Genomic DNA, 14540 nt, shown 5'->3' with positions numbered 1-14540 from the left:
GCTCATGAATATAACTTGAACCTAGCTTTTTATCCTCTTCACTAATCACAACCTCTTCTAATTCTTGATTTTTTAAATCTTCAAGGTTAAATTTTTTATTCTCTTGGATTTCTTTTTTTGGTAGCTCTTTTTCCTTGATAAGTTCTTCTGTTTTATCTTTAATTAAAAGCTCTTGTTTGAGCTTTTCTTGCTCTTCTTTAGTTTCATTTTCATATTTATCGCCACCAAAAAAGCCAAAAATTTTATTTTTAATTAAAGTTTCAAGTTTTAAATAAAAATCAAAATCAAGCTCTATTTTAAATACCTCTTTGATAATTTGCGGAAAAGAAATACTAAAAGCAAAAGCTAAAAGCAAAATCACCAAGATTAAACTTCCTATTTTTCCAAAAAGTCCATCTAAGATTACAAACATAGCAGAGGCTATATAGCCTTTATCTTGCAAGAACGCTGAAGCAAAAATAAGTGAAGCAAAAATACAAGCAAAAACAGCCACACTAAATCTACGCTCTATAAGTTCAAAATTATAGTTATTTTTATACAAAAGATAATTAAACCAAAAAAAGACAAAAGGGTAAAATTTAGTCAATGATCCAAATAAAAAATAACTAAGTTTTGCCAAGGAATACCCTATAATACTTACTAAAGCTTGATCGGGTATCAAAGCACTTAAGCAAAAATAAAAAATAAAAATATTAGAAATAACAAAAATAGCTTCTTTTTTTATAATATATCCTTTATAAAGAAAAAAGCTATTATATCAAAAAATTATAAGTAGTTTAATAAACTAATTTGAGAAATTTTAGAAGTAGCCGAAAGCATAGCTTGATAAGATACCATAGTTTGCATAAACTGCATATAAGTTTGCCCATAATCAGCATCAGTTACACCGCTTTTAATAGAAGCTACATTGATATTTAAAAAAGTCATTCTTTTATTTGTCTCTTCTATATTATTAGTGTAAGCTCCTATGGTTGTTTGCATTTTTCTAACATGATCTTGCAAATGATCTATTCTTTCTAAAGCCCCTTGTAAACCTGTATTTCTAGGATCACTTCCTTCTGAATCAGCCCTCATACTGCCATTTAAAACAGCATCTATCATCTCATCTAAGTCTTTAATCAAATCAACATTTGGATCATCAATAGTTAAAGAATTGTTTGCACTAAATACAAAACCTGATCCATTTACAGAAGTACCTGCTGGAGGAAAACCGCTATTTGAATTTGAATCTTTAATAGTAAGACCTATATTAGTGTTACTTGAAAATTTATCAGTAATACTTATACGACCTTTATAGTCCATACTAACTTCAACAAAACCTTTAGAATCATTTATATTTTGTTGAATGATTTGAAAATCTCCATTGTTGATAGTACCATTTGCATTTGCATTTATAGTTGCTGTGGGAACATTATCACTTGCAAACATACCGATAATATCATTTAACTGGCCATAAGTAATATCTTCAGGTCTTGTTTGCATACCCACAGCATTACCTGTGTTTTCATTATATTGAGAGTGAGTAATAGGAAAACTTATAGTTTGAGTAGGATCGTTTGGATCAGGATAGCTTACTCTTGAGTTCTCCAAATCAATAGTTACCTTATAAGTTCGTCCACTTTTGGAAACAATTTCCATTTGGAGTTGTTGACCTTGCATACTTCCATTGGCATTTGCTACAACTTCACTTAACTTTGTACTATCAGTAGCATATTCACTTGTACCTTTAATCACTTGAGAAACATTGCCAAAAACAGTATTTCCATCTTTTTCAAAAGGCACATCATAACTAGCCCCATTAGTTTTATCACCATTGATATTACTTTTAATAAAATCTGTTTTGTGCAAGTCTACAGTAAATTGTTTACCATCTAATTCAATCGTAACGGGACTTTTAGTATCATTCAGATTTCCACCATGCGCTGCTTGCATAATACGATTGGTTACTTCTGCCATAGAAATACCTTCAGCATCCGCAGCCTGTTTTAAATCTTTAATAAGTTGCTCATCTTGAAGCTGTGGAGTTAAAGCAACAGCATGAAAATCTAAAGAGCTACTTCCTTCTTTTAAGCTCTTTATTTCTATCTGCCCGCTATCATTTAATGCTACTTTAACAACCTCATTTCCCTCTGTATTTCCATATAATCTTCCAATATTTTTTAATACATCTTCAATTTTTGCATCAGGATCTATATCTAAAGTAGCTTTAAAACTTGTTCCATCAGGTCTAACACCTTGAATATACATAGCTGAATGCGGGAAAGGAAGTTTCTCATCATAGCTATCTTGAAAATTTTTATCTGGATCAAGTTCTCCATTTTGAACATAGTTTTGGCCTATTAAATGTGAAAATTTAGATTCTCCGGTTAAAAATTCTTTTTTGTCCGGATAACGAGCATCAGTAAAAGAAACATTTGTTGAAATAATTTTATTGATATTTGAATCAGGCTTAAAAAATAAATCCCATCCAGGTATATTATAAGGAATTTGGGTGCCAGCACCACTTACCACAAAAATATTATCTTTATTCCCAGTATAATTTCCATAATTATCAAAAGGTTTATTTGCACTATTTGATCCTGCAAAGAGATATTGCCCATTGATACTAGTATTAGCAATATTTACAATAGAATCTCTTACAAGTTTGAGTTCTTTTGCTATAGCCTCTCTTGATTCTTGAGAATTACCATCACTTGCAGCTTTTGTGAGTAATGTTTTAAATTTTTCTAAAAGTTCTGTGATATTTTTCAAGGCAGTATCTGTGTTTTTTGCTAGCTCCATAGCAGATTGAGTTCCTTGAACTATTTGACCTATGTTTGCCATCTCATATTCTAATCTTGAGCCATTAATATAAACATTTGCATTTTCCCAAGAATGCTGAATAAGCTGACCTGTTTGTAGTTGCAAATTATATTTATTAAGCAAAGACTGACCATCTGTGTAGTTTTGTATAGAAGTGTAGTAATTATACTGATTGCTAATTCTCATTATTTTGCTCCGCAAATAAATTTTTTTAATTATTTACAAGCAAAAAAAGTTCCAAATTTTAATGATATTTAAATTTTTTATATAAAATATTTTATATTGTTTTAATTTTTTTTTAGTATAATATCATACTCTATTTAATTATTTTAAAACTTTCAAAAAGCCCGAGTGGTGAAACTGGTAGACGCGCCAGACTCAAAATCTGGTAAGGGCAACCTTGTGTCGGTTCGAGTCCGACCTCGGGCACCATTACTTTTCAAAGTGTTTTCTAAAATTTTTAAAAAACTCAGGGAGCGGTTTTGGTAGCGGTTTTTTTCTCAAAAATTAATTTTTAATACTCCATATTAAAATAATATAATTTATCATTATAATCTAAAAAAAGAAATTCATTTTTATAAAAATATTTAAAAAAGAATAAAATAAAAATACATTTTACTTTTTTATATTCAATTGCTAATTCATTTTCTATTTCTTTTTTTATTATAAAGAAGACAGTATAAACTAAATACATTATAATTTATTTATTTTATTCATAAGGCTTAAAATTAGTTAAACCATTAAAGCATATGAAATTTTATAATTATTAGCATTGGTAAAATAATAGTTTCTCGGCTTTTTCGGTTTTTTGCTTTTAGGATTAAGCAAATATTATTTTATATACATCTTAATCTTTTTATCAAAAATATAAAAAAATTATTTTAATTTAAAATTATTATAAAATTATATCACTTAGTACTTTTAAGCTAGCGATTAGCTTAAGCTATGATCCTTTTTATATTTTATTAATTTATAAGGAGGTGATCATGATTGATATTAAAATAAAAATTAATCTGATTTTATCTTTTTTATTTTTTATAAAAATGAAATTTATTTTAGTTGGATCGCTAGCTTAAAAATACTCTCATTTTTTCTTAAAATATATCTTCATTTTTTTAAAGAGTTATGAAAAAAATATCCAAAAAAATACAAGTTAATTTTTTCAAAAAATCTTACCTTTTTTTGTTTTGATAAAAAGTTTAGTAAAATGGAAATTTTAAGCTGTATTTTAAAGCTTTCTTTTTGGAGTTTTATAGGTTAAAATTTATAAAAAATAGCCCATTTTAAGATAATCACTACTCCATGCTAAGCAGATATGCCATTTTCGTTACCTTTAATATAAAAAAGTATATATTTCGTATATTTTTCCGCAATATAAAAATAATTCACTACTCCATACTTATGTAAATATGCCGTTTTCGTTACCTTTAGCCTAAAAAGTATATATTTCGTATATTTTGATAAATTTTTGGTGTATTTTTTATAGATTTTTATAAAATTTGTCATTTTTGTTAAAAATAATCGTTTTTGCAATACATTACTTCGTAAGTATTAGATTATATGTTTTCGTTACCTTTAGTATTTTTTTGAGATTTTCTGTGTTTTTTTAAAAAATGAAAATGTTATGATTTTGTAATTTTTGTATGATAAAATATTATAAATTTTTGTTAAAAAAGGCAAGTTATTCTGTGTTTAAAAATATATTTTTCAAAAAAACTGTATCTGCTGATAATCCTAAAGATGAGATAAAACTAGATGAAACTCCTACGCAAAACAAAAGCGATAGATTAGAAAAAATAATTCACACTTGGGTAGTAAATTGCACTAAATATTCTTTAAAAAATCCTTATGATACAAGACGCATTAACAGAAAAAATGGCTGTATCAAATTTGTCTTAAGAGTCTTTAAAGAAACCAAAAATGAAGGTGCTTTAATTGGCATTAGTTCTTCACTTTATGATAAATATAAAAATCTCTATAAATCAAAACTTGCTAGAGTAAAGCAATCAAGTAAAATAAAAAGCTTACAAGAAAAATATCCTGATTTAGATATTATCAATGCTTATAAATACGCCATATTAAGCAATAAATATGCTTTATTAAATGAAGATGTTAAAGACTTTGAAAATATTATAAAGATTTTATTGCAATTAAATACCGCTAAAAACAAACAAAAACAAGCCTAAAATCAAAAATCTACTATAAAGTAATATCAACCTAGCATTAAATAATTAAAATCGATTTATAAGCTTGTTTTGTTAGATTATGAAAGATTGTAGATTTTGTTTAGTAAATCTTTTTTGTATTAGTTGTAAATATAGATCAAAATTATCTCTTTTCTTTATATGCTTTTTTAAATATCATAACTAGTTAGTAATTTTCAGTAATATTTCACAATAATTAATCATTGAATAAAAGATTATATTGCTTTTTTGATAATATATTATCTTAAGAATAAAAATTATAATTGCTTAGTAAAATCAGTTTTTAATAAACAATTCTACTAACTTATTTTGAGGTATTGGAATATTTAATTTTTTAGATAAACTTTCTAATGGAAGATAAAAAGTAAATTTATTAATCCAAAAATATTCTTGTTCGTTTTTATTATTAATTATTACTTCATGAGCTTTATTACACCATTGATTAAATAAATCCAATACTTCTTTTTCATGTTTTTTTATTACTAATTCTAAAGCAAAACTTTTTGTTCTTTTAAGTTCAATACTATCTTCATCATTAAAAGCATAATTTAATATTCTATATCCAAACATATATGGAATGCTTTTGATATCATTTTTATGTTTTAAGAAAAAACAAATTGAAGCTTCTTCGAGTGATGTTTTATCGTTTAATTCTTTGATATATTCCATGTGAAAATTAGTATCATCGATAATTTTTTTAACAAAATTTAATAAAAAAATTTTACATTCTTGTATAGGCGTATATCCATTTGGATTAGGAAATAATTGCGGAATATATAAAAAACTAGTTTTTTGCATGATTTCAAAACCATCTTTTAAATAAGATAATAGCTCTTTTAATAAATTACTATATATTGAAGTGTGCGGGGAACTTAAATTTGTAGTTCCTTTTATATTGTTTTTTTCAAAATATTCAGGTTTAAGTCCAAAATGATAAGCATAAGCTATTGGATAAAGTATATAATTATATATATTTTTAAATTCTTCTGATGGATATTTTTCTAAAGAAAAATCTTTTAAAAGAGTTTGATAAGTACAATTTACTCTATTTAATTCTCTTAAATTTGTAAAATTATGAGTTTGTAAAAGTTTATCTATGTTTATAATATCAGGAAAATATTTATAAGCATCAAAATTTTTTTCTAATTTTTCTGACATAAAAATGGAAAATTGCTCTATTGATGATGGAGCAAATTTGATTTGAAAATCAAATACTTTTTCTTTGTATTTTTCAAATATCATTTTTTCTTTTGTTATTTTAGATTTATCTTTATTATTTTCTTGATTAAAATTATCGTTTTTAAATAATTCATCTTCATTATAGATAACAACTACAGAACACTCTTTATTCTCCTTAAGTTCAGAAATCAATCCTAAAACATCCTGCACTGGAATTTTATCTGATAATCTTTCAAAATCATCTATGCAAACAATGGTATTTTTCATATGTTCTTTTTTAAAAAATTTAAACAACGAATCCATATCTATGTTTTTACCAAAAAATTTAAATGTTCCTTCTATAAAATCTCTTATATTATCTGCATTTTTATTTTCTATTGTTAAAAATTGAGACACTAAGTCTTTAATGATTTCATTTTCATCTTTTTTTCCAAAAACTGAGGTATATATAGGAGTTATGTCTAGTTCTTTCTTTAAAAACGGAGTCATTTCGTTTTTCCAAAAATAGCTCTTTCCCACACCCCATTTTCCATTGATTGCAATAGCGATAGACTTATCCTTATTTTCTTTAAAAATTTCTTCTATTTTTTTCTTGCATTCATTTCTATTTATAAAAATAAAATCTGCAAAATCAATACCATTGTTACTCATATATTTTCACTCACACTCCATTTTACTAATCTCATTTATTAAATCAACGCTTTTTATAGATAAATCAATGATTTTTAAAAGAAGTTCATAGATATATTTACCACCTTGATAATCATTTGGATTATTTTCTATTAAACTTTTTTTATCTATGCTTATTTGATAGCGATCGATAATCCAATCAATCGCACTTTTGCCATTGATTTTATACTCATAAGCAATATTTGGTATATTTTTTATAGTGATATTTTGATTATAAAAAATATCATTTCCTAGTTTTTTCATCTTAGTGACTTTATAAAACTCATCATTGTCTGTATCAGCCAAAACTCCATCTTTAAATTCTACTTCTTTAAACATCTCATTGTTTTCATAGTTTAAATGTAAAGTGGCTAGTTTTTTACCCAAAATGCTTAAGTTTTTAAAATCTTTACTTATAGGTACTCTTGGGGCTTCTTTTGAAAGTTCAAATTTATATTTTTCCAAATAACTTTTATGATGAAATATCGCATAGATATAATAAAATATATCTTCTTTGTTTATAGTTTCATCTTTTAATTGTTTTTTAAATTCATCTAAAGCAAAATCACTTATAGCGTATTCTTTACTTCCATTTTCTTGGTAAAAATAAAGCGGAAAAGCTTGAGTGTGTGTTATATAATCTAAGCTACTTAATAAATTGCAAATTAAAGCTGAAAAATTATAACTTTTTAGTGAGATATTTATCAACAAATTCTCATCTGCATTTTTAGAAAATAACTTTGAAAATTGAGATTGTCTTTCATTCCAAGTTTTATCCCAGTAAAGATATTCTTTAGTAAAGGGACGATAAAAACTAATTCTTATATTTTCTTGATTGAATTCTTTAATTTTTTCATTATTTATAAAATTTTGTTTCAGACCAGCAGTCCAAGAAATTTTAGTTTCATCTATGGTTATATCTTTATCTCTTAACTCTTTATAAAGCTCAGACTTTTTAATATTTTTATTTTTTTTAAAAAATGTTTGATGATCAAATTTAGCTAAGTCTTCATTATAAGTAGCTATGCATTTTTGCATAGAATTTACAAGCTTTTCTTTAGAAAAATTATAAGCCCAGCTATCACGTCCAGTTACTATACCTGTAGCATTATAGTAAAAAATAGCATATTCGTTTTTGCTGGATTTCAAAGGCATTAAATTATCAAAGTCCTCTCCTCTTTGATTAATCCAATCGCCTTTTTCATTTGGGATTATATTTATAAAAGGCACATTTATTATACTTTTAAAATTATCTAATTTATCAAGTTTGCTCTGTCTATCTAGATAATCTCCTACATCATAATAGTGAATTTTATTTGTTTTAGCATTTGTGTCTTTTATAAAAAATACTATAGCCACACTTGCTCTTGAGCCACTATCAAATACACCATCGCCTTCTTTTTTTCTTTGTTCACCAGAAGTTCTTGCATTTCCTCTCAAATTTAAAATATAAATATCACTAAATTCTTTAGCTACGCATTTTCTAAAGCCATCAGCACTTGTTGCATCTATAAAGCCTCCATTTACTACAAAACCTATAATACCATTATCTTCTATTTTATCACTTGCCATATATATAGCTTGTATCAGCGTATCTCTAGTATTTTTAGCTAGGTTTGCATTTGATTCTTTACCATAAGTGTCTTTGATACGTTTTTCTAAATTGGGGTGAGAAATGTTTGCATTATTATCATTTGCACTACTTGCTCCAGCTGAATAAGGAGGATTGCCTATGATGACTTTGATTTTTTCACTTGTAATTAAATTTTTGATTTTTTTATTTTCTTCTAAATCCTTAAAATCCAAACTCGAAGATGTGTCTTCTTTGCTGACATTATCTAAATAATCAAGACTATCAGCTAAGGCTATATTTTTAAATTTATCTAAAGTATTTATCCTCTCATTACCCGTTTGAGTGATATTAATAAGCGCTATATAATAAGCAAGCAAGATTATATCTTGAGCAAAAATTGCTTTTTCGTATTTGTTTTTGAAATTTTCATCGCTAATTAAGTCATTTTCTTTACTTAATAATCTTGTGATAAAACTTCCAGTTCCAGTGAATGGATCAAATATTTTTACATTTTCATCGTTAAAATCTGTATTAAAATGTCTTTTTAAAAGCTCATTAACAGAATGAAGTATAAAATCAACCACTTGTATAGGAGTATAAACTATACCTAATTTTTCAGCTTGTTTTTTAAAAGCTGATCTAAAGAAAGTATCGTATAAGTTTTTAATGAGTTCTTGTTTGCTTTTTTGACTTTTTGCTAATTTTACATTTTCTTCTACGTTTTTATAAAAGGCTTTTAAAGATCTTGTTTCTTCATCATCTAAACCAAAGGTATTTAACTTTTGATTTACTTCATCAAGAGCTTTTCCTATAGGATTATCATCCATATTTTTATCAAATAAAACATCAAATATAGGTTTAGTTATAATGTGAGAGCATATCATATCTATGGCTTCATCTTCTTTGATGTTTGGGTGAATATTTTCTTTTAAGGAAGTTAAAAATTCTTCTAAAATTTCAGGATGATCTTTAAAGATAGCATTTAATCTTATATTTAATTTTTCTACTATTTTAGCTGTTTTTGCACTAAAGCTTTGCCAGTAACCTTTATCGCCAAGCTTAGTTGGTATGGCATTATACATCGTGTTTGCAAGCTCACTTAAGGTAAAACTATCAAACAAGCTTGGCTCATAGTTTTTATCTGTATTATTTGAGCTTTCATCTGCCACATAATCAGCCACAGCTATTTTGATCTTTTCTTTAAATACAGCCTCATCTACTAAGGTATCATCGTGACTTCTTAGGGCTTTTAAGATACTCCATATATTCAAAAAATTGGTATTTTTTATAGCCTCATCTAAATTTGAAAGCTCATTCTCGCTTAATGCTAAAGGCAGTATGATATAACCTGTTTTTTTATTTGGAGCTTTTCTCATTACTCTACCTACTGATTGGATTATATCTACCATAGAATTTCTTCCATCAAAAAATACTACACTATCTAAAGCAGGTACATCCACACCTTCACTTAAACATCTTGCATTGCTTAGTATATTACAAGTATTTTCTTTTGGGGAGTTAAGATTATTTAGTTTATTTAATCTTATATTGGAGTTCATAGTTCCATCAACATGATCTATGTTTATATCAAGATTTTTAAAAGAATCTTTTTTTAATGCTTCATCATAGCATTGCATAATAATTTTAAAAGAATTGGTTATATTTTTAGAATCTCTTATGCTTTTGCAAAAATTTATAACTCTTCTTGAAATATTACTATCCATTTCTTCTAAAAAGTCATTATCTATTTGGTTATTTTCATCAAGAGCAACTAAATCATTTCTTGCTAAACCTTTATGCGTACCTATGATTTTAGATACAAAGTCTATATCTACATATTTTTCATCTACATTTTTTTCATCTTTTAATTTTGCTATGGCTGTATTTGCTATGTTTGCAATACCTTCTTGTTTGATAGCTAAAATAATAACTTTATAATCGGTAAGTAAGCCTTTTTCAACTGCTTCTCTAAAATTAATACTATAAATTTCATCTCCAAAAATTTCTTCATCATCCATAGAAAATACTTCATTATCACTTTCCAAAGCTTTGCTTTTTTGAGAACTAGAATAAATCTTTGGAGTAGCACTCATGTAAATTCTTTTTTTGGCTTTGATGTTTTCATCACTATGGCATAGAGTAAAAGTATTTAGTTTATCTTTTTCCTTACCTGAATATAAATTTCCTACACTTCTGTGAGCTTCATCGCAAATGATTAGATCAATCTCATCTAGATCGTTTTGTTTTTGAGCTTGCATGATTTTTTCAACACTTTGATAAGTAGAAAAGATGATAAATCTTTTGTTGTCTTTTTTAGCTATATCGTAAGCTTTTTTAATGCTTTGTGTATCAGTAGAAGCAGGAATGGGCAATTCTAAAATATCTATATCATCTTCAATGCTTTTACCTGATTTACTATCTGAGCATACAATAGAAGCAACAAAATCATCAGTTTTCTCTTTGCAATATTCTCTAAATGTTTGCCCTACTAAAGCTATACTAGGAGCTAAAAATAAAACAATGGAATTTTTAGGAGTAATTTCTTCTATAATTTTTAAAGATGTAAAAGTTTTCCCAGTACCACAAGCCATGATAAGCTTGCCTCTTGTGTTATTTTTGTTTGCAAAATATTCTTTTGTGTTATTTATGGCTTGTATTTGATGTTCTCTTGGTTTTTTCTTTGCAGTAATTGGCAGCTCTAAAGAATTATTTGGATCAAATTTATCCCAACTTATGTTTGAATTTAAAAAATCTTCTAAAGTGATCAATTCTATAGGTGTGTTTTTTAAAATTTGCTCCATCTCTTTTTTAGCATTTTGAGTAAGATCGCTAGTACTTATAATAATGCCTTTACTAAATTTAATCTCCCCTATTCCACTTTGCAACTTGCTAAAATAAGTACTTAAATCTTTAAAATCTACTTTTGAATTTTCATAAAACTTACATTGAACTGCAATATAATCATCATCTTTTGTTTGAATGATTAGATCAATACCACAATCTTGCCCATCTTTTTTATCCCATTCATCCCAAAGATAAATATTTTTATAAATATTTGCTGTATCTTTTTCTTTTAAAAGATGTTTTGAAAGTTTTTCAAACATAGATCCCTTCGATCTAGTGTTTAAATTTGCTTTTTTTAATTTTTCTAAGATGATTTCAAAAGTAGTTTCGTTTGCACTCATTAAAACTCCTAAGCTAATAATATAAAGAATATATCAAAAATTAACTTTGTAACTTATAAATATAAAAGTTTTGTATTTTTATTTTGTGTAATTATAAATGGATATTATACCTACTAGAAAGCTTATTAGATCAGTAGTGTTTTCTTTATAGAGATATCTTCTTATACAGTTTTATGCTTTAGTTTTCTTTGAAGCCATAATTATTATATTAATTTCAAAGGGCTTCATAATAACTTATTTTATTCTTAACAATATTTCAAAATATATTTATTGAATGTTTCATTTAAATCATTAAGAGCAAATATATTTTTGTGGATTTAGTTTTATACTAATATTTTATATGCCTATGAAGTGCAATATTGAAATTTGCTAAGTTGTTTATTTTTTACCTTGATTAAGAATGTATTTTTATTAATTCATTTTTATAGCTTTAATTCTTTAGTGAATATTATAAAAAATATCAAAACAGACTTTAAAACTATATATTTTTAAATATAAACATATTTTATGTTTATATTAACTATCAATGCTTTATAATAACACAAAAGGAAAATATTATGTTAAGAAAAATAGAAATATCTGGTCTATATTCTTTTGGAATAGAAACACAAATTGTTGATTTTACAGCAAAGCCAAAAAGTAAGTTGAAAAATACAAAATATGAGTATAATTTTAATTTATCACAAGCTGGGAAACCTATGAAATCAGCAGTTTTTTTTGGAAAGAATACTAGCGGAAAAACTAACTTTTTTATAGGCGTAAAAATTTTACTAAATATAATTAAATATGGCTTTTCTCATACCCTAAGAGAGCATTTAACAGACAATGCCTTTAATGAAAATTCAAATTCTATAAAATTAAGTATTGAGTTATCTAATAACAATAAAGATATTTTTACATATTCGATAGAGTTTGATAAAAAATATATCCTAAAAGAATCTTTTTTGAAAAATAATAAAATTATATATGAATTTGAGAATGATAAGGCTATTTTTAATATTGATAGTAAAGAAAAAAATAAACAGCTAGAGTTATTCTTTTCAAGAAATCTTAGTGAAAATATATTTTATTTCTTAAAAGATTTTGACATAAAACAAAAAGAAATATTTGTAAATCTTATAAACAATATCGAAGTTTATATGAATAGTAATTATTCAAAAAAATATAATTTTGAATTTGAAGAAAATAAAAAGAAATATTTTTTAGAACACAAAGAAAGTATTTTGGAAATTTTTCAATTGCTAGATAAAACTATAAAAGATTTTGAGTTTAAAAAGTATGAAAAAGATGGAAAGAATATATACGAAATCTTTTTTGTTCGTAATGGAAAGAAATTTAATTATCAAATAGAATCAGAAGGTATTAAAAAAATAGTATATTTTGCAGATAAAATAACCCAAATTATCAAGGAAGGAAAAATTGTTTTTATTGATGAATTAGATTCTTCAATAAGCACTTTGGCGCTAATACTTATATTTAACAATCTTATTAATACAGAGGAAAACCATAATGGACAATTAATTGTTTCATCTCATAATGTTTTATTATTTGATGTTAGTTTTTTAAATTCACAACAAATATTTTTAATTCAAAAAGATCAATACCTAGAGAGTAAGATAAGAACTTACTACGATTATGATATTAGAAGCGAAAAGAAAAAAGCATATATTGATTATTTAAAAGGGCTTTATGATGAATAAAAAAACAAAACCCAGTATACAGATTTGGTGTGAAGGTAAAACAGAAGAAGATTATTTTAATTCCCTTTTTAAATATCTAAATTATGATAATGTTAAAATAGATGTAAAAAATTTAAAAAATAATAATTCATATAAAAACATTCTTTATAAAATAGAAAAAGCACCTTATATTGATAAACTTATTATTGTAATGGATCTAGATAGAGCAAAAAGTGATACTAATGAGTTAAAAATTTTAGAAAAACTTATAAAACATATAAAAAATTCAAAAGACAAGCATTTATTTCTTACTCTTGATGATTTTGAAGATTGGCTTAGATTTCATTTTGTAGATAATAGTAAAAATAACAAAACAAATTTTTATAAAAAATTAGGATATAGCGATAGTAAGAATTTTAAATCATCTACTAACGATTTATATTCTCAAATATTAAATAAAGGTGGATGTATAGAAAATGCTGAAAAGTATTTTTGTAATATCGCTGTTTTTTGCAATGATCAGCGTGAGATTGATAAAAATTCACTAAATAATCTAACTCAAAGTAATCTATATTATTTTAGAAAATTATTAGAACAATATAATGGTATTTAAAAAAACTCTGCTTCTTTTTTTATATTGTGATTATATACAGATTAATCAATAATATCTGAAATTGGTTTTTTAGCTAAAACAATTTAAATATTTATAAGTAAGTTTGTTTTGTCTTTTTTTACAATTTTGGTTTAATTTATATAATTGATCTTCCTCAAATCCATCATTTATTCCTGCTTCAGCAAGTTCTAATTGTTCTTTGTGAAATTCTTCATCATCTTTAAAAGCCTCAAAACTTTTTATCCATAATGCTTTTCTCTGGTTTATATATTCTTCGTTTTTAAACATATCTATCCTTTTGTTTTATTATTTAATTTTGCTTATTTTAATTTTTCTAAGATAATTTCAAAAGTATTTTCGCTTACACCCATTAAAAATCCTAAGCTAATAATATAAAGAATATATCAAAAATAGACTTTATAACTTATAAATAATTTTTTTTTCTGTAAATATATTATTTAAACTATTCTTAGTAGAAATTTGTAGATTTCGCAAATATCAAGAATATCAACGAAGCAATTATGGATATAATACAAAGTTGATAAAAGCTAGATCTTTGAAATATTATAATTAAAAAATAATATTGTATTTTTAAAGTTGATTGGATAATATATTAATTTAATAATTTTTATAACA

General features: G+C 25.1%; 7 protein-coding genes and 1 tRNA gene. 4 read left to right on the top strand and 4 right to left on the bottom strand.

From position 1 onward, the window contains the following. Nucleotides 1-765: 765 nt before the first annotated feature. Nucleotides 766-2988: a flagellar hook-associated protein FlgL gene (flgL, locus tag L8X28_RS06955; protein WP_263665907.1), complete on the bottom strand. Its 2223-nt coding sequence runs from the start codon at nucleotides 2986-2988 to the stop codon at nucleotides 766-768. Between the two features lie 159 nt (nucleotides 2989-3147). Here flgL and L8X28_RS06950 point away from each other — a divergent pair. Further along, nucleotides 3148-3234 (top strand) — tRNA-Leu (locus L8X28_RS06950). A gap of 1256 nt (nucleotides 3235-4490) precedes the next feature. Continuing rightward, nucleotides 4491-4988: a hypothetical protein gene (locus tag L8X28_RS06945; RefSeq protein WP_263665906.1), complete on the top strand. Its 498-nt coding sequence runs from the start codon at nucleotides 4491-4493 to the stop codon at nucleotides 4986-4988. A gap of 294 nt (nucleotides 4989-5282) precedes the next feature. On the opposite strand, the gene L8X28_RS06940 is transcribed toward L8X28_RS06945, so the two are convergent. Further along, nucleotides 5283-6836, bottom strand: coding sequence for a KAP family NTPase (locus L8X28_RS06940; RefSeq protein ID WP_263665905.1), 1554 nt, complete (start codon nucleotides 6834-6836; stop codon nucleotides 5283-5285). Nucleotides 6837-6842: 6 nt separating this feature from the next. After that, a complete protein-coding gene (locus L8X28_RS06935) occupies nucleotides 6843-11612 on the bottom strand; it encodes a type ISP restriction/modification enzyme (protein WP_263665904.1) in 4770 nt (1589 codons plus the stop codon). Between the two features lie 557 nt (nucleotides 11613-12169). Here L8X28_RS06935 and L8X28_RS06930 point away from each other — a divergent pair. Next, nucleotides 12170-13312, top strand: a complete 1143-nt coding sequence (locus L8X28_RS06930; protein ID WP_263665903.1) for an AAA family ATPase — start codon at nucleotides 12170-12172, stop codon at nucleotides 13310-13312. Next, nucleotides 13305-13904, top strand: a complete 600-nt coding sequence (locus tag L8X28_RS06925) for an RloB domain-containing protein (RefSeq protein ID WP_263665902.1) — start codon at nucleotides 13305-13307, stop codon at nucleotides 13902-13904. Before L8X28_RS06930 ends, L8X28_RS06925 begins: the two co-directional genes overlap by 8 nt. 69 nt (nucleotides 13905-13973) lie before the next feature. Here the strand turns inward: L8X28_RS06925 and L8X28_RS06920 are convergent, their stop codons facing one another. Next, a complete protein-coding gene (locus L8X28_RS06920) occupies nucleotides 13974-14192 on the bottom strand; it encodes a hypothetical protein (protein ID WP_263665901.1) in 219 nt (72 codons plus the stop codon). Between the last annotated feature and the right edge of the window lie 348 nt (nucleotides 14193-14540).

Origin of the sequence: Campylobacter sp. CNRCH_2016_0050h (genome assembly GCF_025772605.1) — a bacterium.
Classification (GTDB): domain Bacteria; phylum Campylobacterota; class Campylobacteria; order Campylobacterales; family Campylobacteraceae; genus Campylobacter_D; species Campylobacter_D lari_D.
Note: the sequence above shows the minus strand (reverse complement) of the source record. Positions and strands in the feature narration are given on the sequence as shown.

Bases quoted from the DNA above. Each gene is read 5' to 3' on its own strand.
- L8X28_RS06935 (WP_263665904.1), bottom strand. From the start codon at position 11,612: ATGAGTGCAAACGAAACTACTTTTGAAATCATCTTAGAAAAATTAAAA.
- L8X28_RS06920 (WP_263665901.1), bottom strand. From the start codon at position 14,192: ATGTTTAAAAACGAAGAATATATAAACCAGAGAAAAGCATTATGGATA.
- L8X28_RS06940 (WP_263665905.1), bottom strand. From the start codon at position 6,836: ATGAGTAACAATGGTATTGATTTTGCAGATTTTATTTTTATAAATAGA.
- flgL (WP_263665907.1), bottom strand. From the start codon at position 2,988: ATGAGAATTAGCAATCAGTATAATTACTACACTTCTATACAAAACTAC.
- L8X28_RS06925 (WP_263665902.1), top strand. From the start codon at position 13,305: ATGAATAAAAAAACAAAACCCAGTATACAGATTTGGTGTGAAGGTAAA.
- L8X28_RS06930 (WP_263665903.1), top strand. From the start codon at position 12,170: ATGTTAAGAAAAATAGAAATATCTGGTCTATATTCTTTTGGAATAGAA.